Here is a 22,507-nt window from a genome sequence, read left to right as displayed (position 1 = left end):
TACGGACGCGGTCGCGCAACTTCGCCATGCCGCATTCCGCGACACTTCGTCAGCCCTTCGCAGCCGGCCGTCCTAACCGACCGCCCTCGCCGGTGACACCTCGCCGGCTGCACCTAACCTCGTCGAATCACGTTGAATCAGTCCGCCATGCTCGCCGCCGATACCGATCCCATAGTCGCCATTGCCACCGCGCCCGGACGCGGCGGGATCGGCGTAGTGCGCATTTCGGCGGGCCGGGCGGGCGCCGCCGCCGCCGAAATGTTGATGCAGGCGCTGACCGGCCAGACCTTGATCGCGCGCCATGCGAGCTATGTGCCGTTCCTCGACGGCGCGGGCACGGTGCTCGACCGCGGCATTGCGCTCTACTTCACGGCGCCGCATTCGTACACGGGCGAGCATGTGGTCGAATTGCAGGGCCACGGCGGCCCGATCGTGCTGCAACTCGTCCTGCAGCGCTGTATCGATGCGGGCCGTGCGTTCGGCCTGCGCCTCGCCGAGCCCGGTGAATTCACGCGCCGCGCGTTCCTCAATGACAAGCTCGATCTGGCTCAGGCCGAGGCCGTCGCCGATTTGATCGAAGCCAGCACCGAGGCTGCCGCCCGCTCGGCGGGCCGCTCGCTCGATGGAGCGTTTTCGCGCGATATCCACGCGCTCGTGGACGACGTCGTCACGCTGCGCATGCTGGTGGAGGCGACGCTCGACTTCCCCGAGGAAGAGATCGATTTCCTGGAAGCCGCCGACGCGCGCGGCAAGCTCTCGAAGATTCGCGCGCAGCTCGATCACGTGCTTTCGGAGGCGCGCCAGGGCGCGCTGCTGCGCGAAGGGCTCGCGGTCGTGCTCGCGGGGCAGCCGAACGTGGGCAAGTCGTCGCTGCTCAATGCGCTCGCGGGCGCCGAACTCGCGATCGTCACGCCCGTCGCCGGCACGACACGGGACAAGATTTCGCAGACGATCCAGATCGAAGGCATCCCGCTGCACGTGATCGACACGGCGGGCCTGCGCGACACGGAGGACGAAGTCGAGAAGATCGGCATCGAGCGAACCTGGAGCGAGATCGGTCGAGCGGACGTGGTGCTGCACCTGCTCGACGCGCGTGTTGGCATGACCGCCGAAGACGATGTAATCGCCGGGCGCTTTCCCGCAGGTGTGCCCGTCGTGCGCGTGCTCAACAAGACGGATCTGACCGGTGTTGCGCCAGAGGTGGCCCAACGCGAGGCGAACGACGGCAGTGAAGTGTGCGAGGTGCGCCTGTCGGCAAAGCAAGGCGACGGCGTTGCGCTTCTGCGCGCCGAACTGCTGCGCATCGCGGGCTGGCAGGCCGACGCGCAGAGCGTCTATCTCGCGCGCGAGCGCCATTTGATTGCGCTGCGCACGGCGCGTGAACACCTTGCGCAGGCCGCGGCACACGCGGACCAGAACGCCCAGGCACTCGATCTCTTTGCCGAAGAACTGCGGCTTGTGCAAGAGTCGCTCAATTCGATCACCGGCGAGTTCACGTCCGATGATCTGCTTGGGGTGATTTTCAGCCGGTTTTGTATCGGGAAATAACCGGTTGCCAAGCGTTGCCCAAACTCAATCCAATGAAACACCGCTCAATGAAACGCATTGTTGCATCGCTATTTTCCGTGGCCATTGTAGCCACGAGCGCATTCGCAGTGGCAGGAACATCCACGACCAGTGACGCCCCGACGGAATCGTGCGCAATCGGATACGTCACGGGCGTGGGCGGATCGGCGCAAAGCTTTCGCGAATACCAATCCAGCGACAACAAATATCGCTATCTGGCCGAGAATCCCATCCAGTGCCAGGTTTCCGACGAAGGGCGCACTTCTGGCTGCGTCGGCGTGGTCAACCTGCGCAACGAGCGAGTGAGCGTGTATGACGACAGCGGCGACACGACGATGTCGGTGGTCACACGCGTGGAGCTCGAGCGCGGAACCTATCCCGTGATCATCGTCGTGCGCAAACAGGACGTACGGTGCGAGGAGTGAGCGCCGTACAAGCTCGCCAACGCCCCTCCCCGCTGCTCATATCACTTTCGCGACCGAGTGGGCGAGCATCAACAGATCATTGAACTGCGTAACCAGCTCGAAGCACACGAGAAACGCGAGCACTGAAGCCGGCCCCGGGAAGCGCATCGTCCATCGCAGCACCGGTGCTGCGATGCGCTCGCGCACGGGGTCGCGCGTCAAGATCCAGGTAATGACAATGCCGATCGCGGCGCCGGCCAACAAGTCAGTCGGATAGTGAAAGCCGAGATACGCGCGCGGCAGGCAGATAAAAATCGCCGTATATAAAAGCGCCAACATGCCCACAGTGCGCCAAACCAGAAAAATTCCCATGGCGATTGCGGCCCATAGCATGGCGTGGTCGCTCGGAAAGGAACTGAAGCCGGTCAGCCCGCTATCGCGCAGCGATTCCATGGCGAAGTGCAGGTGCAAATCCTGATTGAAGATCGGTCGTTCCCGGAACGGCAGAAAATGCGCCATGGAACGGCCGACCGCAAGCGAGATCAAGCCACTTGCTATTGTCGCGAGCACCATCTCGCGCCGCCATTCGCGGCGCTCGCCAGGCTGAAACCAGATCCACCACAGTAATGGGATCAACAAAAAGCCCTTGAAGGTATAAAGCCCCGCAATTACTCGTATCGCGTGATCGGCGATAGCCGGGAGATGTATTTGCGTGAGAAAAGTCAGAATGACTAAATCAAAAGTATTCATTTAATGTGGGCCATTCTGCAGATTTAATCAGATGAATGCGGTCTGTCGCTAAAATCAAGACACGCCATTTCGCCAGAACCGCACAGGAAATAACGGATCGTAAATTCACACAAAATCCACGAGCGTAAGGAATCGAAAGCAGTTGTAAGCAACGCGCATAACCACGTGGCGCGCATAGAATTCGTCCGCTCCCGGCTCCCGCTGCACGGGGCGTGTGGCTTCGTAAAATTTCGTCACAACTCGTTTCGTTTTCCAACGAGATGCCCACAGACAATACGGGCATTGGGAGAAAACGATGAAGACAATTCGAATCTGCTGTGCCACTGCACTGGCCATGGCGCTCGCAAGCCTCTCCGGCTGCGTCGTCGCCCCGCCCTATGCCTACGCACCGGCGCCCTACGGATACGGCTATGCGCCCGGCTACTATGCAGCCCCGTCGGTCGATATTGGGGTCGGCTTCGGTGGCTATTATGGCCACGGCTGGCGACGCTAAGCGCCCCTATCCGTTGTGATAGCTGTTCACACGGCGTCGGCGCACTACAGTGGCAACACGTAGCCAAAAATGAGATATGGACGGTTTTCGGGGGCGTGAAGTGAAATTCATCGATCAGGAAATCGCGCACATCATGCGCGTCATGGTGCCGACACTGCTTTCTGATAGCACGGTTCCGATTCTGTCCTTTGACTACTGGCACAAGCGCCTTTCGAACCTGCTCGACACGGCTCACCTCACGCATGCCCAGTTTCGTACGGTCGACTCGCTCATGACACAGCTCGAGCATCTTCAGGCAACAAGCGTAGCAGCCTGAGGCGTCCGCCTTACCTACCCAGTCAAACCTGCCGGTCGCCTTCGCAGTGGGCTGGCATCACCGATTGACCCCGCCATGTAACCCGAGCATGGATTAGCCCGCCAGGAAGCGGGCTTCTTTCTTTTTGGGCGCGACAGCGATCCCACGGATAAATTCGCACAAAAAAAACCGCGGCTGGGGCCGCGGCGAAGAGCTTGCCACTACTAACTACAACTACACGGCGCGAGGGGACGTCGCCGCCAAATCATTGTCGCGGGTCGCCCAAAGGTCATCAATGATTACACCGTCGATCTGACAATCGTTAACGTTTGTGCCCACAGGATCTTCCGACCCTCGATACGTACCTCTCGTCGCCAATTTTTTGGCATCGGCGAGGATCTTGAAATTGCTTCTTGTTACCTGCATGTACGCCCACTTTCATCGGAGAATTCTGATCGTGGGAAGCCGCCCCTCCTTCATCGACGATCTCGCTCGCGACCTTTCGCCTGACAGCGCGCATCCCGCTGCCCAAGGCGACGACGTCCTGCTCGACGCCTATTCGCGAACCGTCATCGGCGCGCTCGAGCGCGTCCAGCAGTCCGTCGCCCATATCGCCGTCGAGCGCCGGGCACCCGGCAGCGACGCCGCGCGCGGCGGCAGCGGTTCGGGCTTTTTGTTCACGCCCGATGGCTATCTGCTCACCAACAGCCACGTCGTGCACGGCGCAAGCACGCTGCGCGTCACGCTTGCCGACGGCGCGACCTACGATGCCGATCTTGTCGGCGATGACCCGAGCACTGACCTTGCCGTGCTGCGCATTGGCGCGTCCGAGATTCTGCCGCACGCCGAACTCGGCGAATCGGCGAAGCTGCGCGTCGGGCAGATCGCGATTGCCGTGGGCAGTCCGCTGGGGCTCGCCCAGACCGTCACCACCGGTGTGGTTTCCGCGCTCGGCCGCTCGTTGCGTTCGAACTCGGGCCGCATGATCTACGACGTGATTCAGACCGACGCCGCGCTCAATCCCGGTAATTCCGGCGGCCCGCTCGTGAACTCGGCGGGACACGTGATCGGCGTGAACACCGCGATCATTCCCGGCGCGCAGGCCATCTGCTTTGCTACCGCGATCGACACCGCGAAATGGGTCATCACGCAACTGTTTGCTCACGGGCGCGTGCGGCGCGCACACGTCGGCATTGCCGGAACCACGGTGCCGATTGCGCGCAAGATTCAGCGTTACTTCGAAGTCCAAACGACTAGCGGTGTGCGCGTTATGGAAATCGTCAAGGGAAGCCCGGCGGCGCTCGGTGGTCTGCGGGTGGACGATACGATCGTGGCGATCGATGGCGTGGCCGTCGATGGAATTGACGCGCTTCAGCGCTTACTCGACGCTTCGCGCATCGGACGCGAGGTCGAATTCACGGTGATCAGGCTCACGCAAAAGTTGAATCTGCAGATCACGCCCGTAGAACAAGCGGTTTTGATGTAAGCGAGAGGCCGCTGCCAGAAAACGCGGCAGCGCCATTAATTTGCATGCCGAATTATCTGGCTTACCAGTCGTCAGATTGTCCGTAGCCGTCATAGTAGGGTGCCGGCGGTGCGGGCTGCGGCGGAGCGCACGGCACATAGCGGCCCGAGTATTGGTCATAGCAACTGCCCGGTGCCGGCGTGGCAGTGTAGACGGGAGCAGGCTGCGCATAGACTGGCGCGGCAACCTGGGCCGGCTCGGCATAGACCGGCGGCGGCCCGTACACGACGGCTGGCTCGCTGCTCATCGCGGCGCCTACCACTGCGCCAATCAGTGCGCCGCCGACCAGCGCCCCTACCACATCACCGCCGTGGTCATGCGCGCTGGCCGGGCCAGCCGCTGTCAGGCAGCCTGCTGTCACCAGTAGTACCGCTGCAATCTTTTGCATGTCGTTCTCCTCGAGAACCCTTCGAAAACATGCGCCCGATTGTGGGTGCGATGCGCGGATACAGGTGCTGCAAGTGGTAACGACGCATTACGTCGACGATGAATGACGCGGATGCCCGGACAGATTGCGAAGATTGGCAGCAGACGCGGGCCCGCGCCGCGATCGGTTCGTCGCGACGTGCACAGGGTCTGCCATGAGTTGGGCCAAGCGGTTGGGTCAAGCGACGCCACTCGCGCCGCGCGCGAGCCAACTGCCCGGGATTCGGCCCGGGCGCTAGTCCTGCCACTGGGGCTCAGTGGTGCAGGATACTGCGCAGCGGATGACGCCAGTCGATATGAGGAGCCCCCGCTTCTACGCGCTGCCTATGCTCCTCGAGGATTTCATCCGAAAACAGGAAAACGACAATGACGAGGGGAATAACCAGAAACGCGCCCAGTATTACGTGTTCGATCACGATAACCTCCTGGTTGTCAAGCGGTTGCGATTCCATTGTAGCTGGAAAGCTACAACTTGCGCGACAGGTGGTTATCGATTCTCGTGAGCGAAGGTGGGCCGCCCCACATACTCAGGCCGCCGACTTCTTCCAGGCAGCCGCGAAAATCCCAGCGCCGATCAGCAACGAACCGCCAGTACGATTGACGAGGCGCTGCACGCGCGGACTGCGCACCGCCTTGCGCGCGGCCGCCGCGAGCAGCGCGTAACCGAACGCATTGAACGTGGCGAGTGCGAGGAACGTGGCCTCGAATATGACGATTTGCGGCATCGCGGCCGTGTGCGGATCGATGAACTGCGGCACGAACGCGACAAAGAAAATGATGCTCTTTGGGTTGAGTGCGGTGACTGCATAGGCATGCGCGAAGATCCGGCCCGTGCGGGTTTCGGAAGTATCGGGCGCGTCGGCGGTGGCAATCGGTGCGCGCCAGAGCTTGATGCCCAGATAGATCAGATAGGCGGCGCCGACCCACTTGAGCATCGAAAACAGTGCTGCGGAGGCGGCGAGGATCACGCCGAGGCCAAGCATGGACGCGGTCATCGCGGTGAAGTCGCCGAGCGCGACGCCTGCGGTTGTCGCCAGCGCATAGCGGCGCCCATGGCCAAGCGCGTAGGAGACGACCAGCAAGACCGTGGGTCCGGGAATGGTGACGAGAATGGCCGACGCGATTGCGAACGGCAACCAGTGAGTGAGGGACATGGGTTTCTCCAGTGGGAAGCCCCGATTTATCCACGAAGATCGCCGGGATGCAAGCGAAGGCGAGGGCGCACCATACGCGCCGGGCGCAAGAGAAAGCAATGCATTCCACACACGGCTGGCATCGTTTTTATTCTGCATCTGATGACTAAATGGCCTCACGCCCAGGCATTTGCACCGCGACCTTATGTGCACCGCGTCATGCGACCGAAAATCGGATTAATACGGTCATTTCGCGTACTTTGCACCAGCACTGGGTCACAGTCGACGTGCAACTGCTGCGCTCGCACACAAGTTCTTCTTGCAGTCCTTTTGCGCTCTTCTAGATTTAAAAAAGCGTGCCGTGCGTAGAAGTTAAATACATAGCTAACCTGAGTATAAGCCTGCGGCGCTATACGGAATCGGAGCAAGCCGTAAAGTGCCAACTCTGATAAGACAGGAGACAACCATGAAAATGCTATTCGCGATGACCGCATTCGCCACCGGTCTCCTTTGCGCCGTTTCCGCACAAGCGCAGGATTCCGCCTTGAAGCCGCAGCAAACCGTTCAGCTCAAGCCTGGCTCGTATGGCTGCCTCTCGAAGGACAAACTCGACGCGGTTTCCTTGCACGAGCAGGCTGGCGAGCATCAGCAGATGCAGGAATATTTCGCCGATTATCGCTGCCTTTCCACGCCCGAAAATCAGTCGTTCCGCATTGTGCGCGTGGTAGGCCATGACGTCGAATTCGTCAATGCGGCGAACACCGACGACCAGGGCCTCTGGACCACCGACCGCTTCATCAAGCAGTAATGTGCGCCGGCGAGCCGCCCTCCACGAGCGGCTCGCGCGTCCCGACCGGGCCTTCGATCCGGTCGCTCATCCGCCTTTAATCGGCTCATCATCGGCCTGTCTCCGGCCGCGCGCCTCGACCCCGTCATTGCACCGTCATTTTCGCGATCGACCATCGCGATAAACCAGCGCATCTCTGTCCAATGAATCCGGCACAGAATCTGCTGGAAACTCGCTATCATGTGCGGCTTTTGCGCGGCGCGGAACTCGCACGGGGTTTCCTCTATTCGATATGGCACTCAAATCGACCATCTATAAGGCAGAACTGCAGATCGCGGACATGGACCGGCATTACTACGCCGACCATGCGCTCACCATTGCATGTCATCCGTCCGAAACTGACGAGCGGATGATGGTGCGCATCGCCGCGTTCGCGCTGTTTGCCAGCGATCGTCTCGAATTCTGCAAAGGGCTGTCGGACACCGATGAGCCCTCGCTCTGGTGCAAGGACTACACCGGCGCGGTGCAGACCTGGATCGAAGTGGGTCAGCCCGACGAGCGCCGCATCGCCAAGGCGAGCGGGCGTGCCGAGGAGGTAATCGTGATCGCTTACGGCGGACGCACCTCGGATATCTGGTGGCAGGGCGTGCGCAGCAAGGTGGAGCGGCTGCGCAACGTGACGGTGTGGTCGCTGGGCGAGGGCGTGGCGGCGTCGCTCGGGGCTCTGGCGGAACGGACGATGCGCCTTCAGTGCACCGTGCAGGACCGCGCCGCCTGGATCGGCAACACCGCGAGCGAACCCGTCGCGGTCGAATGGACTGTCTTCAAGGCGCCTGAAAACGTCTGATTGCGCGGGCGCTCTCCCATAAATGCCTTGGCGGGTTGCCCGCGGGCCATCAACGCGCCGGCGGCCCCTTCAACTCCACCATGTTGCCCTCGGGATCGAACAGGTACAGCGACGGCCCGAAACCTTCCGCGCCAAAACGCTCGACCACTTCACCCGGGCGCGCGCCCATCTGTGTGAGCCAGGCCTTGAGCGCCTCGCCATCGAACGGTTCCACGCGCAGGCATAGATGATCCATGTTGCCGGCAGCGCTTGACGGCGTCGCGCCCCCGTCGCGGTCCAGCGCGCCGCCGATCGCGGCGAGATCGACCAGCGAGCGGCCTGCGCGCAATTGCACGAGCCCCAATTTTTTCTCCTCGCGCTCGACGCGGCAGCCCAGCACGTCGCAATAGAAACGCGTCATGGCCGCGAGATCGGCCGCGCGAATGACGACATGATCGATTTCGCGAATCTGGATAAGCATGGTTCTCCCTGAAGCGGTGCGCGTGGGCGCGATCTACACAGTGTAGGGGAGGGAAATCAGGCGGAAAATGGGGAAACGCGAGCGCTTGGGATCGGCGGGAGGGGCGACGAAACCGCCAGACGAAAAAAAGCCCGCTGCTGTGAGCGGGCTTAATCCATATCAGGAGGAGACATGGAGGAGACAAGAACCACTATACACAGCGGCCTGACGCGGCGCAACAAGTTTTTAAGGGAAAACCCGCAATTGGGCCAAATTGTCGCAGTCGCCGCCCCGTTTTTATGGCAGGCGCTTGCCGACTGAACGTCAACAGCCTGGTAACCAGGGCCAGAGCCCGTGAACGACAGCGCAAGATCCGGCAGGCCGGCATGCGCGCGAGCCGCTACAGTGGGACCATCGAATTCGCCATTTCCGGGAGTCACGAAATGAACGCCATCCCGAGCGCCGCTCGCGACGAGGTCATTGCCGTTTTTGGGTCCGTCCCCGCATTGACTACCGACGACGAGCGCTGGGCCGCCATCGCGGCGCGCGACGCGCGTGCCGACGGCCAGTTCTTCTACGCTGTGCGCACGACCGGCGTGTTCTGCCGCCCGTCCTGCGCGTCGCGTCTGCCGCGCCGCGAGAACGTCGAGTTCTTCGCCGATGCAGACGCCGCGCGCGCGGCCGGCTACCGCGAATGCAAGCGCTGCCGTCCCGGGGGCCTGCCGCGCGAACTCGAGATCGTGCGCCGCGCCTGCGCGGCCCTCGACGCCGATCCCCAGACGCGCCTCACGCTAGCGCAGCTCGGCGAGGTCGTGCACCTGAGCCCGTTCCATCTGCAGCGCCTTTTCAAGCGCGTGCTGGGCGTCTCGCCTCGCCAATACCAGGCGGCGCGCCGCGGCGCGGTGCTGCGCGACGCACTCGCACAAGGCGCCGACGTCACGCGCGCGAGCGCCGACGCGGGCTTCAACTCGTCGTCGCGGCTCTATGAGAGCGTGGCGGGCGAGCTGGGCATGGCGCCGTCGGCGTTCCGCCGCAGGGGCGCGGGACTCACGATCCGCTATGCGGGCGCGGTCACGCCGCTCGGGCGCGTGCTCATCGCGGCAACGGACAAGGGCATCTGCCGGATCGCGTTCGGCGACGATCCCAACGAGTTGAGCGCAAGCCTCTCGGCTGACTTTTCGAACGCGCATTGCATCGAGGACGCGGCGGGGCTCGCGCCGTTCGTCGCGCAGATCGACGCCTATCTGCATGGCCGCCGCGAGCACATCGAGCTGCCGCTCGACATCGCCGCGACGGCGTTCCAGCAGCGGGTCTGGGACGCACTCCAGCGCATTCCGTATGGTGAGACGCGCAGCTACACGCAGATCGCCGAAACGCTCGGCGCGCCGCGCGCGGTACGCGCCGTGGCAAGCGCGTGCGCATCGAACCCGGTGGCGTTGGCGATTCCCTGTCACCGCGTCGTGCAAAAGGGCGGCGCGCTCGCCGGCTACCGCTGGGGGCTTGCTCGCAAGGCAGCGCTGATCGATGCCGAGGCGCGCGCGGGTGAAGTCCACGTCGCGGCCACGGCGAAGGCCGGCGACCCGCCTCCGCGCGGCGCGAAGCGAGACTCAAAGCGCGGCCGCGCCGACACCACGCCGGAGACCACCGCTTGAGCGCCGTCCTGCCGAATGAATCACCACAAGCGCGAAGCGACAGCCCGAACCCGGACGCAACCTTCGAGCTGCCGTTTCGTGCGCCGTATGACTGGCCGCGCATGCTGCGCTTTCTGGCGGGACGTGCGACGCCAGGCGTCGAAACCGTGGAAGACGGCGCGTGGCTGCGCGCGATCGACTTCCACGGCGCGAGCGGCACGCTCGCCGTACGCCGCCATGCGCGCAAGCACTGCCTTGTCGTCGAAGTCGATGGGCCGGTGAGCGCCCATGCCGTCGCACTGGCCGCGCCGCTGGCGCGCATCTTCGACGTGCAGACGAATCCGGCCATGATCGGCGCGGGCCTTGCCGCCGATCCATGGCTCGCGCCGCTCGTCGCCGCCGCGCCGGGGCTGCGCGTGCCGGGAGCCTGGTCGGGTTTCGAACTCGTGGTGCGCGCGATCGTCGGCCAGCAGGTGAGCGTGAAGGCCGCGACGACCATCGTGGGCCGCCTCGTGGAGCGCGTGGGCAGGCGCATCGAAGGCCACGCGCACGCGCGCACCGCATGGCGCTTTCCCACGCCTGCCGCGCTGGCCGCCGCCGACCTTGCCGGGATCGGCATGCCGGGCAAACGGGTGGCTGCGTTACAAGGGTTCGCGGCGGCCGTGGCGAACGGGGCGCTCGTTATCGAACGTCCCACTGAACGCGCTCCGGAACCGGCGCCTGCGCACATCGCCGCGCGTCGTGCACGTGCCGTCGGCAAGCAGCGCAGTCGCCATGACAAGCCTGATTGCGAGCCCAGTGCTGAGCTCTGCGCCGGACCCGCCACCCTCGACGCCATGCGCGCCGGATTGCTCGCACTGCCTGGCATCGGCCCCTGGACGGTCGAGTACGTGGCAATGCGCGCCTGGCGCGACGCCAATGCGTGGCCCGCCACCGACCTCGTGCTGATGCAGGCCATCGCCGCGCGCGACCCCGCGCTCGTGCGCGCCACGCAGCAGCGCGCGCGCACCGACGCGTGGCGGCCGTGGCGCGCCTATGCCGCAATGCACCTGTGGAATGAGATCGCGGATCGGGCCGGCGCGGCGCGCGGCGGCTAGCGGACGAGCCGCAAAGTCCCGCCCGAAGGGGCCCCAAGCAGGTCTTTCAGCGAGATGTTAAAGTGCCCGCTACCGAAAATCCCTTGCCGGCGGCGCGTGCAGCATTGCATCGCCGGCCAGAGCCCGACCCGCCCTTCAATGCCAGACACGACCTCTACACGCACGAACGACGTTCTCACGCAGCGCCTTTCCGTGCTGAGCGCCGGGCCGCATCGCGACGCGCTCACGCGCGGTCTGCGCGGCATCGAAAAGGAAAGCCTGCGGGTGACGCGCGACGGCCAGCTCGCCATGACGCCGCATTCGACGGCGCTTGGCTCGGCGCTCACGCATCCGTCGCTCACGACCGACTATTCGGAAGCGCTGATCGAAATCATCACGCCCGCCGAGCACGATGCATCCATCACGCTCGAAAAGCTCGACGAGCTCCATCGCTTTGTCTACGCCACGCTCGCGCGCGACGGCGAGATGCTGTGGAACGAGTCGATGCCGGGCCTCCTGCCCGCCACGGACGAAGGTATTCCCATCGCACGCTACGGCAGCTCGAACATCGGCCGCCTCAAGTACGTCTACCGCATGGGGCTCGCGCTGCGTTACGGCCGCACCATGCAATGCATCGCGGGCATCCACTACAACTATTCGCTTAACGAAGAAGTGTGGCGCGTGCTGCTCGCGCACGAGCAGTGCACGGCCACGCAGACCGACTATCAGTCGGAGCGCTACCTCGCGCTGATCCGCAATTTCCGCCGCACAAGCTGGCTGCTGATGTATCTGTTCGGCGCCTCGCCGGCGCTCGATGCGCGCTTTCTGCGCGGCCGCGCGCATGCGCTCGAAGCCTTCGACGCCGACACGCTCTATCTGCCCTACGCGACGAGCCTGCGCATGAGCGACCTCGGCTACTCGAACACCACGGGCCAGGCCGCGCTGCACGCCGACTACAACACGCTGCCAGGCTACCTCGACGCGCTCACGCAGGCGGTGAGCCAGCCGTATCCGCCGTATGAAGCCATCGGCACGCACCGCGACGGCGAATGGGTGCAGATCAACACCAACGTGTTGCAGATCGAAAACGAGTTCTATTCGACGATCCGCCCGAAGCGCGTCACGTATCCGGGCGAGCGGCCGCTGCATGCGCTCGCCGCGCGCGGCGTTCAATACGTCGAGGTGCGCTGCATGGACATCGATCCGTTCGAGCCCACCGGCATTTCGCTCGAAGCCGCGCGTTTTCTCGATGCCTACCTGCTTACTTGCGTGCTCGAAGAAAGCCCGCTGCTGCCGGCGGCCGAGTACGCGCAGGCGAACGAGAATTTCGGTCTCGTCACGAAGGAAGGGCGCCGCCCGGGCCTCGAACTCAAACGCGGCAACGACACGATCTCGCTGCAAGATTGGGCGGCAGAACTGCTTTCGAAGATCGAGCGCAGTGCCGCCGTGCTTGATGCACTGCGCGGCGGCGACGAGCATGCGCGCTCGCTCGCGGCACAGCGCGCGAAACTCGCTGACGCTTCGCTCACGCCCTCCGCTCGCGTGCTGGAAACGATGCGCGGCAACCAGCAATCCTTCCTGCAATTTGCGCTCGCGCAAAGCGAGCGCCATGCGGCGCACTTCCTCTCGCGTCCACTCGCCCCCGAGGCGATGGCACAATTCGAGGCGCTCGCGCGCGAGTCACTGGAAGACCAGGCGAAGCTCGAACGCGAAGAAGTGGGTTCGTTCGACGCCTTCGTGACCGCATATCGCGCCTACACGCTCAACCGCTACAGCGTTTAACCCTGTGCTTGTGGAGTGTTTCGGGCATTGCATTTGCTTGAAACGCCGGCGTGCGGGCGCGGTCCAATAATGCATGGGCAGTACGCGCCGCAGGCGCCCCCGCATGTCAACGACAAAATAACCGGGCCGCGCACGACGCGAGCCCATACAGGGAGGAACCACACGATGAAACGAATCCTGCCGATCCTGTTCTGCACAGCACTGGCGGCCTGCGCGCCGCGCGGCCAGGTCAACCCAGACGTCATGCAGATCGCCACCGCGCCGCTCACCTGCAGCGACAAGCCGCAGTGCGACATCTGGTGGCAACGGGCCCAGGACTGGGTGCGCGACCATTCGAAGTACGAAGTGCAAACCGTGACCGATACGCTGATCCAGACCGCCGGCCCGGGCGGCGGCAAGCGCGCGCTCGCCTACGAAATCACGCGGACCCACAACGTCGACGGCACGACCACCATCGGCTTCGCGGCCCATTGCGATAGTTCGCTCGGCTGCAAGCCCGATCCATGGGCAGCCGGCGCTGCGTTCAAGCAGTACGTGCGCACTGGCATCGAACAGCCGATCCAGGGAATGAGCGGCGACGCGGAAAGTCATGAGGCGTCCGGTGCGGACACGGGCGCCGCATCGTCGGCTGGGGCGCGCTCGGCGAATACGGGCGAGTGAGCCCAGCTAAACATCGGGCTCGTGCAGCGAGCTCATGCAGCGGGATTGCGCATATTCTGAATCGAATCACTTCGATTGCAGATTTAAGCATTATCTGATTGGGTGACGTGGCGAGGGATCGTATTGTGGCTCTGCTTCGGCGTGCGCCGGACGACAGTACATTCCTCTTCCATCATTCGAATCGAAAATGAAAATGCGACTTCTGCCAGCCAGCGCACTGGCTGCCCTCACCGTCGTCGCGGCTGGTTGCACGACCGCGTCAGGCCCTACCTACAACCTCGCCATCGTGACGCTCGCCAACGGCTCGCAGGCGTACCGCGTACAGTGCCTGGGCCTGCTGGAAAGCTCGAAGGCCTGTATGAAGAAGGTCACCGAGATTTGCGGCGACAAGGAGCCGCTGCGAGTCTCCTCAACCGACCGCGCCGCGTCCGGCTTCAAGGCCGAAAACGACCCGCGCGAAATCATGTTCGTTTGCCAGGCGCCGCAGCCCGCTGTCCAGACTCCGCCGCCGCCGCCGCCCCCGGTCGTCGAAACGCAGCCGCGCACCATCACGCTCAGCGCCGACGCCAACTTTGAAATCAATAAGTACAACCTGCTGCCGGAAGGCAAGCAGGCGCTCAACAAGTTCATCGCGGATAGCGACGGCGTGAACATCGGCTCCGTCGTGATCAACGGCCACACCGACTCTACCGGTTCGAACGCGCTGAACGACCGCCTCTCGCTGCGCCGTGCGGAAACCGTCCGCAACTACCTGCAGTCGCATGGCCTGCATGTGGGCAAATACGAAGTGCACGGCTACGGCAAGTCGAAGCCTATCGCGAGCAACACTACGGCCGAAGGTCGCGCGCAGAATCGCCGCGTCGAAATTCAGACGAGCGGTATCACCGTACGCTAAGACCTGACATCAGGCACCGCGCCAGGCACCACGCTCATCGCGGCAGCAACAGCACACGCCCGCGTTTATCGCGCGCGTCCACCACGGGATCGTCAGTGGGCCATCAATGACCCATTGCCGGTCCCGCTCCCTTTCTGGGCTTCGTAATCCAGACCAGCGCCGCAAGCACGACAAACATCGCGCATGAGATGCGGAAGAAGTCGTTGGTTGCCATCATGTAGCCCTGCGCCGTAACCACTTCATTGAGCTTCGCGGTCAGGCTCGGCCCCGTATAGCCGAGACTCGTCAATGCATCGCTGTACGCGCTGGTGGTGGGCGAATACACGCTCACCGACTCCGAAAGCACCGCGTGGTGATAGATCGCGGAGTTCTCCCAGAATGTCGTGCTCGCCGCCGTTCCAATCGCGCCCGATAGCGTGCGCAAGAAGTTGGACAGCCCCGAAGCGCTCGCGAGGCGCTCGTCGGAAATGCTCGACAGCGTGATCGTCGTCATGGGCACGAAGAAGCAGGCCACGCCGATGCCCTGCACGAGGCGCGGCAAAATCACCTGGTCGAACGGCACGTCGAGCGTGAACGTGGCATTCCATATCGAGACGCCTGCGAACACGATGAACGCGAAGCTTGCCACCATGCGCAGATCGAGCCTGTGCATATTGCGTCCGATCAACGGCGATAGCACGAGCGCGAGCAGTCCCACCGGCGCCGTCGCGAGGCCCGCGATGCCGGCCGTGTAGCCCATCACCGTTTGCAGCCAGAGCGGGAAGATCACGACCGAGCCGAAGAATGCCATGAAGCCGAACGAGATGATCAGCGCGCCGAGCGCGAAGTTGCGGTCGCGAAAGAGCGAGAGATCGACGACCGGCTCTTTCTCGGTGGCTTCCCACGCAAGCATGAACGCCAGCGACACCGCCGCAATGATTGCGAGCGCAACGATGAACTTCGAGTTGAACCAGTCGCGGTCCTTGCCGAGGTCGAGCATCATCTGCAGACACGACACGCCGATCACGAGCAGCGCGAGGCCCACGGCGTCGATACGCTGCTTCGTGGTCTTCGTTTCGCGTCCGCGCAGCAGCAAAAACGCGCAAACACCCGAGAAGAGCCCGATCGGCACGTTGATGTAGAAGATCCACGGCCATGTGTAGTTGTCCGTGATCCAGCCGCCCATGACCGGGCCGAAGATGGGCGCGACGATCACCGTCATGGCCCAGAGCCCCAGCGCAAGCCCGCGTTTCTCGGGCGGGTAGGAGCGCATGAGGATCGTCTGCGAGAGCGGCACCATCGGGCCGGAGACGAGACCTTGCACGAGACGGAAGGCGATCAGCGTCTCGAAATTGGAGGCGAAGCCGCAGGCTGCCGAGGCGAACGTGAACAGGATCACCGAAAGCGTGAAGAGCCGCACTTCGCCCACGCGCCGCGCGAGCCAGCCCGTGAGCGGCACGGCGATTGCCGAGGCGACCGAATACGAGGAGATCACCCACGTGCCTTCGCTGTTGGCGACGCCAAGCGTCCCGGAAATGGTCGGCACGGCAACGTTGGCGATCGAGGTGTCGAGCACCTCCATGAAGGTGCCAAGCGCGAGGCCCACGGTCAGCAACGCGAGCTTGCCGCCTGAGAACGGCGTGGGCTCCGCACCGGTAGGCGGGGGAGAAGGCGCGGCGGTGGAAGCGTCCATTTTCAGGGTCCTTGCTCGGCTTCTTGCCGAGGTTTCCAGTTCAGATGGCAGTCTGCAAGTTCATGTCGCGGCATTGACTGCCCAGACAGCTATTTATCCGCAATGCGACGTAGTTGCGACGCAATTTATCCGGCGCCGAGGCGCCACGACACCGGCTTCATGGCTTGTCGTGATCGTCGTCAGATGCGCTGAATGGCGCATCTGCGCCGCCTTCGACATGACTGCACACCTTCGACGTATCAGCGTCGTTCGCGATGAAACGTTGCAGCAGGCTGACCAGCGTGGTCACTTCGTCGGCGGAAAAGCCGCGTAGCTGGTCGTTCATCACCGCGGCGATCAGATCCGGCAGTTGCTGCGCCGCGTCGCGCCCGAGCGGCGTGAGCGCCAGTTCGACCACACGGCGGTCGGCGTGACTGCGCTGGCGCACGAGAAAGCCCTTTTTCTCCAGCCGGTCGAGCATGCGTGTCATCGACCCGGTGTCGTACGACAGCACGCGCGACATTTCGTTGGGCGTGCGAGCGTGCTCGAACCACAGCAGCAGGATCACGCCGATCTGCGACGAGGTCAGCCCCAGCGGCGCAACGGCGCGGTCCATCCGCGCGGCCAGCACGTTTCGGGCCGTCGACAGGAAATAGCCGAGGCTCGGCACAACGCCGACCTTGCCTGGTACGTACGCACCCTCGCTCATGGGAAGCCGCTCTCACGCATCTCGAAAACAAGCGAATTCTAGCCGGTTATATGTCTGCCTGGGCAGATAAATTGGGTGACGCATCAGCCGCCGATTCGTCGTCATCGCTGCGTAAAAACAACAGCGCATTTGGTGCGATGCAAAGTGTGTTGTGGTTTGATTGCATAGTCAATATTATGACAGGCAAGCACTTTATCTCCTCGTATTCCCCAATTCTCCTGTTCATTGCGCCATGCTGTACCTCAAAAACGCGCTCGGCGGCATCGGCCGCTCGGTCTCCTGCACTGCCCGGCATGCCTTCATGCAAGCCGGCGGCGCGGCGCGTTGGCGCAAGTTAGCGCTCTATGCAGCGATGTTCGTGCTGCCGGGCGGCTCGATTGCCGTCGCGCTGATGGTGTGGGCCGACCGCCGCCGCGTTCAGCGAGATGGAGCGGGTACGTCCGTGGTGGTGAGCGGCGTGACGCCGCCTGCAGCGAGCCCTACCGTGGTCGCGGCAACCATGAATGTAGCAACGGCAACCACGGCGGCAGCCAAGGCCGCCTGTTCCGGCGTCCAGGTTGCGTGCCGCGCCAACACCGCGCGGGGTGCGCGCACGCGCGCGGGCAGAGCCGCGCTGCACGCCGTTCACGCTCTGGGTCGCTGGCGCGGTAACGACGCGTAATTTGCGACCGGCGCGCGGTAACACATCCTCGTCCATTCCCGGCTTACTCTTGCAGGTTCCGCGCTGCGCGCGGCGCGTGCGCTACCATTGCCGCAGCTTGCCAGCCCCTCGAACCGAGCCCGGCCCGCCGTATTGCCGCAGAGCGCACCGGCTATGCGCGACTTCGCCCGGTTCGCCAGCCGCTTCGACAGGAATTCCTTGCATGTCTTGCCGTTTCACCCCTCCCGGCCAACACGTTTCCCGCCGTAGCCGCGCCATGCGCCACGCGCCCAGGCTTGCCCTGCTGTGCGCGGCGGCAGCGCTCTCGTTCCAGTTGAGCGGTTGCGCCGTGGGTCCCGACTATCACAAGCCGGCTGCGGCGGTGCCCGAGTCCTACAAGGAAGCGCCCGAAGGCTGGAAGACCGCGCAACCCGCCGACACCGCCGATCGCGGCCCGTGGTGGCTCATCTACGACGACGCGCAACTCAACGGGCTGATGGATCAGCTCAACGCCAACAACCAGACCGTCGCGCAATACGCCGCCGCGTACCGTCAAGCACGCGCGCTGGTGGGCGAGGCGCGCGCGGCGTATTTCCCAGTGGTGAGCGCATCGTTCTCGGGCTCGCGCGCGCGCAGCCCCGCGCGGGTCTCGAACGCAAACAGCAGCAGCTTTGCGGGCGGCGGATCGATCTCGAACAACGTCAACCTCGGTCTCGACGCGACCTGGGAACCGGATCTCTGGGGCAAGGTGAGCCGCACGGTCAGCGCACAGGAAGCGGGCCAGCAGGGCGCCGCCGCCGATCTGGCCAACGCGCGCCTCTCGGCGCAGGCCACGCTCGCGCAAACTTACTTCACGCTGCGCTCGCTCGACGCTCAACAGAAGCTGCTCGACGACACCGTCGCCGCTTATCAGAAGTCGCTCCAGCTCACTCAGAACAAGTATGCGCAGGGTGTGGCCGGCCGCGCCGACGTAATTCAGGCGCAAACGCAATTGCAGTCCGCGCAAGCCGCAGCCATCGACAACGGCGTGGCGCGCGCCCAGGACGAACACGCGATTGCCGTGCTGGTCGGCCAGCCAGCTTCCGCGTTTTCGATTCCCGCGTCGCCGCTCACGGCCACGCCGCCGGCCCTGCCGGTCACGATGCCTTCGGCGCTGCTCGAACGCCGCCCCGACATCGCCTCGGCGGAGCGCAAGGCGGCGGCCGCGAACGAGCAGATCGGCGTAGCGATCTCCGCGTTCTTTCCCACGCTGACGCTCTCGGCGAGCGGCGGTTTCGAAAGCTCGGTGCTCTCGCAACTGCTCTCCATGCCGTCGCGCTTCTGGACGCTCGGGCCATCGCTCGCGGCCACGGTGTTCGACGCGGGCCTGCGCCGCGCGCAGACCGAAGCGGCGCGCGCGGCCTACGACCAGCAGGTCGCGGCCTACCGGCAGACCGTGCTGGCCGCATTCCAGAACGTCGAGGACAACCTCGCGTCACAGCGCATCCTCGCGCAGGAAATCGCGGTGCAGCAGCAGGCCGTGGAATCGGCTCTGCACGCGCTGCGGATCGTCACGAACGAATACAAGGCCGGGACCACCGATTACCAGAATGTCCTGTCGTCGCAAACCACGGCGTTCACGGCGCAGCAAAAGCTCGCGAGCATCGCGGGGCAGCGCATGGTGTCGTCGGTCGGGCTCGTGAAGGCGCTCGGCGGCGGCTGGGACGTCTCGCAGATGGCGCGCGAAACCGGCGGCGTTGCGGCGCCCGCGCCTGTCGCGGCGTCGGACTCCGCTGTGCCGGACGCGCAAGGCCAGGCGCCTTCGACGCGCGGCGCCGTGCAGGATGCGGCAGTGCAGGGCGCTCAGCTGCGGTGAGCCCTTGCGCCTCGCGGACTCAGGGCGTCAATGCATGAAGGTCAGTGCCACGGCGCCGGTCCCCGTGGGCCGTCCAAGCAGGTTCAGCAACCCCGCCAGATTCTCGCGCTGATCGGGCGTCGCGCTCGCGGTGCCGTTGAACGACGCGGACGTGCGCGAAAACGTGCCGTGCCCGTCGAGCAGCAACGGTCCCTTCTGCGTGCTCAGATCGAGCGTCGATGACGCGCCCTGCGCCTGAAGCACCGCCTCGTAGGAGCCGAGCGGCTTCACGAGCGAGACGCGTGAGCTCATGTCGCCGAGCGTGACGGTCAACCGCCCGAATGCATCGGTGCCGAGTACGCGCCATGGGCTCCACGCGAGCCGCACGTTGCCATCCAGATCGAGCGTGTTGAACGGTGCGCCAAGGCCCGCTAGCAGCGACGCGGGCACCGCGATCGCGCCCGGCGTGAGCGTAGCGCCGCGCAACGTCGCTTCGACGTCGACGGGATCGGGCATGGCCTCGGTCTGGCGCATCTGCATGCGCACGCGGCCCGTGAAGAGCGCCCAGAACGACGTGCTCCATTCGATGCGGCCCGGCAGGAGCGTTGCGCCCTGCACGTCGTGGCCGGCGGCGAGCATGAGCGTGGCCGAGCCGCGCCAGAGCGAGCCTTGCGGATCGACGAGGTTGACATGGCCTTGGGTCGCGCGCGCGAACTGCGGCGCGATCCACGCGGCCGGCAGCCGCACGAGCAGCACCGCACCCACGGATAACACGGCTACGAATAGCCAGGGCCATACGGCGCGCGCGCGCCGCATCCAATAAGACATGCTAGGAATCTCCTGTCGACCGCACTTGGCGATTGAGCGCTTGGTGCGGTCCCATGCAAGGCTGTCGACCAAAGTTGGAGCAAAGCGCCCTACTCTGGTCCATGCTTCGCGGCCGACCGCGCCTGGCGCTCTAGCGCGCGTTTGCCGGCTGCAGCGACGCGGTCAAATCGACCTGGCCGTCCGCCTTGAGCGCCGTGATGTGGGCCTCGACCACCTGCACCTTGTACTGTTTGCGCACGTCGTCGAGCCAGGCCGCCCAGACCGGGAACGAAGCATTCTTCATCTGCACCTGCGCCGTCGTGCCAATCAATTGCACCTGCGCGTTCGGCATGCCGTGGTCGGAAAGCGAAGCGGTAAGCGCATCCTTGAGCGCCTGGCCACCCGGCGCGACGCTCGCCGCCGCACCCGCGAGCGCGCGCGCCTCGTCGGCCTGCGCGGTCATCTGTGCAAGCTGGCGCTGCATCGCGGGCAAGCTCTCGCGCAGGCGCGCGCGGCCCTCCGCCGCCGGTTGCCATAGCATCGAATAGCCAATCGCCACGGCCAGCACCGCGCCGCCCCACGTCAGCAGCATTTTTTCGCGCGCGGTGCGGGCTTCCCAAAAATTGCTCCACTGGTCGCTCAACGTCTGCATCCATGCGCCGCTAGAACCGGTTGTTTTCACGATGCGCTCCTGATCGTCCATTTGCCGCTGCTGCTGTCCTGCGTGGCCGCAAGGCCGTTGCGCGCGAGGCGCTTGCTCAAATCGGCGTCGATGTTGACGCCGGGCTTGAAGGTCACGTCGAGCCGCCGATCGTGATAGTCGAGCGCGGCAATCGCATTCGCGGGCACTGGCCCGAGCGAGCGCGCGAAGCCGTCGGCGAGCGCGAGGAAATCGTCGGGCGAGGGTTCGCCCGCAGCCACGCGCAATTGAGAAAGCTGGCGCGCCATCTGCCCGGCGGGATCGAGCACCACCGTGGTCTTAGGGAAAGCGTTGAGCAGCAGTTCGGTCATCTGCGTGCTGATGGCGTCGCGCTGGCGCGCAAGCATCAGCCACTGCACGTTCGCGCCGACGATCGCGACCACGAGCGAACCCACCACCAGCGCGATGGGCACGCGCAGCCGACGCAGCGTCGCGCGATCGAGACGCCACGGCTGCACCGCGAATTCGAACTGGCAGAGGTCGAACTTGCACGCGAGCGCGTGCTTCGCGAGCGTCTCGAAGCCAAGCGGCCGCGCGCCGGGCAGCGCAGCCGCGAGCGCGGCTTTGTCGGCGGCGCTCGCGGGTTCGCCCGGCACACCCGTCAGCACGTAGCGTGTAACGGGAGCGTCGCCGGCCAGTGCCTCCACGGTCGCGGCAAGATTGGCCGCCGGCACCGCGAAGCCTTCAGCCGTCGCGCCGCGCACGATCGCGAGTTCGAGCAGCGCACTGGACGCGCCTGGAGCGCTGCTTGATACGGCAGCAGCCACGTCAGGCAGCAGCGCGGGCGCCGTCGACATGACCGGGCCGAATACGCAGGCCGTTACAGCGCTGCCTGCACCATTGGCATCACCGGCGCCATCGGCACTGGTAGCGCCGCCGGCAGCTTCGGCATGGTCGGCGGAATCGGCGGCTTCCATCGAGCCGGCCGCCATGGAGGGCTCGCCTGCGTACGACCCGGCTTGCAGCGCCTGCGTAGCAGCAGCGCCGGCAACGCCCGCCGCATCGGGCAGGCAGCGCGCCACCGGCACCGCGCGCAGGTTGCGGTGCCCGGAGCCCGTGAATCCCTCGATAAGGAAGCGGAACCACCCGCGGTCGACGGCCGCGACAGTCTGCATCCCGCCCGGCAGGCGCGCGGGATCGAGCGCGAGATGGCAAGTCTGCGGATCCTGGATCAGATGATCTTCGACGACGTTCGGCAGCGCCTGCCGCAGCCGCGGCCCCTTGAGCGGCGGCACCGCGGCGGCAACCATGAGCAGATCGCGCGCGGCGATCAGCAGCACGGTGGCCGACGCCTTCGGCAACAGGCCGAGCGCCGCCCGGCCCGCGCGCTGCGTCTGCCCGGCTTTGTCGAGCAGCACGAACGGCAGTTCAGGCAATTGCCATTCCTGCGAGTGGACCGCAGGATCGCGCGGCGGCATCAGGACGATCAGCGTGCTCAAACGCACCTCTTTTCGATG

At 64.7% G+C, this 22,507-nt stretch carries 24 protein-coding genes; 14 read left to right on the top strand and 10 right to left on the bottom strand.

Features of this window, described 5'->3' with window-relative positions:
- The first annotated feature begins 147 nt into the window (after positions 1 to 147).
- Entirely contained in the window at positions 148 to 1,548 is a 1,401-nt protein-coding gene (mnmE, locus tag NH14_RS07985; RefSeq protein WP_035523288.1) for a tRNA uridine-5-carboxymethylaminomethyl(34) synthesis GTPase MnmE, read from the top strand.
- A gap of 47 nt (positions 1,549 to 1,595) precedes the next feature.
- The gene (locus NH14_RS07980; protein WP_035523286.1) at positions 1,596 to 1,991 is read left to right on the top strand and encodes a hypothetical protein; all 396 of its coding nucleotides are present in this window, start codon (positions 1,596 to 1,598) and stop codon (positions 1,989 to 1,991) included.
- Between the two features lie 36 nt (positions 1,992 to 2,027).
- Here the strand turns inward: NH14_RS07980 and NH14_RS07975 are convergent, their stop codons facing one another.
- Positions 2,028 to 2,720, bottom strand: coding sequence for a phosphatase PAP2 family protein (locus NH14_RS07975; RefSeq protein ID WP_035523283.1), 693 nt, complete (start codon positions 2,718 to 2,720; stop codon positions 2,028 to 2,030).
- Between the two features lie 295 nt (positions 2,721 to 3,015).
- Here NH14_RS07975 and NH14_RS07970 point away from each other — a divergent pair, with 295 nt between their 5' ends.
- The 3 genes from NH14_RS07970 (at position 3,016) to NH14_RS07960 (ending at position 4,994) form a co-directional block, all read left to right on the top strand.
- The gene (locus NH14_RS07970) at positions 3,016 to 3,213 is read left to right on the top strand and encodes a hypothetical protein (protein WP_035523280.1); all 198 of its coding nucleotides are present in this window, start codon (positions 3,016 to 3,018) and stop codon (positions 3,211 to 3,213) included.
- 100 nt (positions 3,214 to 3,313) lie between these two features.
- Positions 3,314 to 3,529, top strand: a complete 216-nt coding sequence (locus NH14_RS07965) for a hypothetical protein (protein ID WP_244143432.1) — start codon at positions 3,314 to 3,316, stop codon at positions 3,527 to 3,529.
- A 436-nt stretch (positions 3,530 to 3,965) separates the two neighbouring features.
- On the top strand, positions 3,966 to 4,994 hold the full coding sequence (locus tag NH14_RS07960) for a S1C family serine protease (RefSeq protein WP_035523922.1): 1,029 nt from the start codon (positions 3,966 to 3,968) through the stop codon (positions 4,992 to 4,994).
- Between the two features lie 61 nt (positions 4,995 to 5,055).
- On the opposite strand, the gene NH14_RS07955 is transcribed toward NH14_RS07960, so the two are convergent.
- The 3 genes from NH14_RS07955 to NH14_RS07945 all read right to left on the bottom strand — a co-directional run bounded on the left by NH14_RS07955 (position 5,056) and on the right by NH14_RS07945 (position 6,613).
- Positions 5,056 to 5,421: a hypothetical protein gene (locus NH14_RS07955; RefSeq protein ID WP_035523275.1), complete on the bottom strand. Its 366-nt coding sequence runs from the start codon at positions 5,419 to 5,421 to the stop codon at positions 5,056 to 5,058.
- Positions 5,422 to 5,713: 292 nt separating this feature from the next.
- Entirely contained in the window at positions 5,714 to 5,875 is a 162-nt protein-coding gene (locus NH14_RS07950; RefSeq protein WP_027815941.1) for a hypothetical protein, read from the bottom strand.
- 111 nt (positions 5,876 to 5,986) lie between these two features.
- Entirely contained in the window at positions 5,987 to 6,613 is a 627-nt protein-coding gene (locus NH14_RS07945; protein WP_035523273.1) for a LysE family translocator, read from the bottom strand.
- Positions 6,614 to 7,058: 445 nt separating this feature from the next.
- Between NH14_RS07945 and sap1 the strand changes: the two genes are divergently transcribed.
- Positions 7,059 to 7,400 carry a surface attachment protein Sap1 gene (gene sap1 / locus NH14_RS07940; protein ID WP_035523271.1) on the top strand — a complete coding sequence of 114 codons (342 nt, stop codon included), beginning with the start codon at positions 7,059 to 7,061 and terminating at the stop codon, positions 7,398 to 7,400.
- A gap of 271 nt (positions 7,401 to 7,671) precedes the next feature.
- On the top strand, positions 7,672 to 8,226 hold the full coding sequence (locus NH14_RS07935; RefSeq protein WP_035523268.1) for a YaeQ family protein: 555 nt from the start codon (positions 7,672 to 7,674) through the stop codon (positions 8,224 to 8,226).
- A gap of 49 nt (positions 8,227 to 8,275) precedes the next feature.
- On the opposite strand, the gene NH14_RS07930 is transcribed toward NH14_RS07935, so the two are convergent.
- Positions 8,276 to 8,686 (bottom strand): VOC family protein, encoded by a 411-nt coding sequence (locus NH14_RS07930; RefSeq protein ID WP_035523265.1) that lies wholly within the window; start codon positions 8,684 to 8,686, stop codon positions 8,276 to 8,278.
- Between the two features lie 422 nt (positions 8,687 to 9,108).
- On the opposite strand from NH14_RS07930, the gene ada reads away from it, so the two are divergent.
- The 5 genes from ada (at position 9,109) to NH14_RS07905 (ending at position 14,709) form a co-directional block, all read left to right on the top strand.
- A complete protein-coding gene (gene ada / locus NH14_RS07925) occupies positions 9,109 to 10,317 on the top strand; it encodes a bifunctional DNA-binding transcriptional regulator/O6-methylguanine-DNA methyltransferase Ada (RefSeq protein WP_084225212.1) in 1,209 nt (402 codons plus the stop codon).
- A gap of 101 nt (positions 10,318 to 10,418) precedes the next feature.
- Positions 10,419 to 11,393, top strand: a complete 975-nt coding sequence (locus tag NH14_RS07920; RefSeq protein ID WP_237179591.1) for a DNA-3-methyladenine glycosylase family protein — start codon at positions 10,419 to 10,421, stop codon at positions 11,391 to 11,393.
- A gap of 138 nt (positions 11,394 to 11,531) precedes the next feature.
- Positions 11,532 to 13,154, top strand: a complete 1,623-nt coding sequence (gene gshA, locus NH14_RS07915) for a glutamate--cysteine ligase (RefSeq protein ID WP_035523262.1) — start codon at positions 11,532 to 11,534, stop codon at positions 13,152 to 13,154.
- Positions 13,155 to 13,319: 165 nt separating this feature from the next.
- On the top strand, positions 13,320 to 13,814 hold the full coding sequence (locus NH14_RS07910; RefSeq protein WP_035523259.1) for a hypothetical protein: 495 nt from the start codon (positions 13,320 to 13,322) through the stop codon (positions 13,812 to 13,814).
- A gap of 187 nt (positions 13,815 to 14,001) precedes the next feature.
- On the top strand, positions 14,002 to 14,709 hold the full coding sequence (locus NH14_RS07905) for an OmpA family protein (protein WP_035523256.1): 708 nt from the start codon (positions 14,002 to 14,004) through the stop codon (positions 14,707 to 14,709).
- Between the two features lie 103 nt (positions 14,710 to 14,812).
- Here NH14_RS07905 and NH14_RS07900 read toward each other — a convergent pair whose 3' ends face one another.
- Positions 14,813 to 16,381: a DHA2 family efflux MFS transporter permease subunit gene (locus NH14_RS07900; RefSeq protein WP_035523253.1), complete on the bottom strand. Its 1,569-nt coding sequence runs from the start codon at positions 16,379 to 16,381 to the stop codon at positions 14,813 to 14,815.
- Positions 16,382 to 16,538: 157 nt separating this feature from the next.
- Entirely contained in the window at positions 16,539 to 17,069 is a 531-nt protein-coding gene (locus NH14_RS07895; RefSeq protein ID WP_035523251.1) for a MarR family winged helix-turn-helix transcriptional regulator, read from the bottom strand.
- 232 nt (positions 17,070 to 17,301) lie between these two features.
- Here NH14_RS07895 and NH14_RS07890 point away from each other — a divergent pair, with 232 nt between their 5' ends.
- Both NH14_RS07890 and NH14_RS07885 read left to right on the top strand, forming a co-directional pair.
- Positions 17,302 to 17,730: a hypothetical protein gene (locus NH14_RS07890; RefSeq protein WP_052147860.1), complete on the top strand. Its 429-nt coding sequence runs from the start codon at positions 17,302 to 17,304 to the stop codon at positions 17,728 to 17,730.
- A gap of 256 nt (positions 17,731 to 17,986) precedes the next feature.
- Entirely contained in the window at positions 17,987 to 19,564 is a 1,578-nt protein-coding gene (locus NH14_RS07885; protein WP_035523248.1) for an efflux transporter outer membrane subunit, read from the top strand.
- A gap of 27 nt (positions 19,565 to 19,591) precedes the next feature.
- Here the strand turns inward: NH14_RS07885 and NH14_RS07880 are convergent, their stop codons facing one another.
- The 3 genes from NH14_RS07880 to gspL all read right to left on the bottom strand — a co-directional run bounded on the left by NH14_RS07880 (position 19,592) and on the right by gspL (position 22,489).
- The gene (locus NH14_RS07880; RefSeq protein ID WP_035523246.1) at positions 19,592 to 20,371 is read right to left on the bottom strand and encodes a type II secretion system protein N; all 780 of its coding nucleotides are present in this window, start codon (positions 20,369 to 20,371) and stop codon (positions 19,592 to 19,594) included.
- A 130-nt stretch (positions 20,372 to 20,501) separates the two neighbouring features.
- The gene (locus NH14_RS07875; protein WP_035523912.1) at positions 20,502 to 21,002 is read right to left on the bottom strand and encodes a type II secretion system protein M; all 501 of its coding nucleotides are present in this window, start codon (positions 21,000 to 21,002) and stop codon (positions 20,502 to 20,504) included.
- Positions 21,003 to 21,028: 26 nt separating this feature from the next.
- Positions 21,029 to 22,489 (bottom strand): type II secretion system protein GspL, encoded by a 1,461-nt coding sequence (gene gspL / locus NH14_RS07870; protein ID WP_035523243.1) that lies wholly within the window; start codon positions 22,487 to 22,489, stop codon positions 21,029 to 21,031.
- Positions 22,490 to 22,507: the final 18 nt, after the last annotated feature.

Origin of the sequence: Paraburkholderia sacchari, assembly GCF_000785435.2 — a bacterium.
Lineage (GTDB): Bacteria > Pseudomonadota > Gammaproteobacteria > Burkholderiales > Burkholderiaceae > Paraburkholderia > Paraburkholderia sacchari.
The sequence above is the reverse complement of the archived record's forward strand: the minus strand, read 5'-3'. Positions and strand labels throughout refer to the sequence as shown.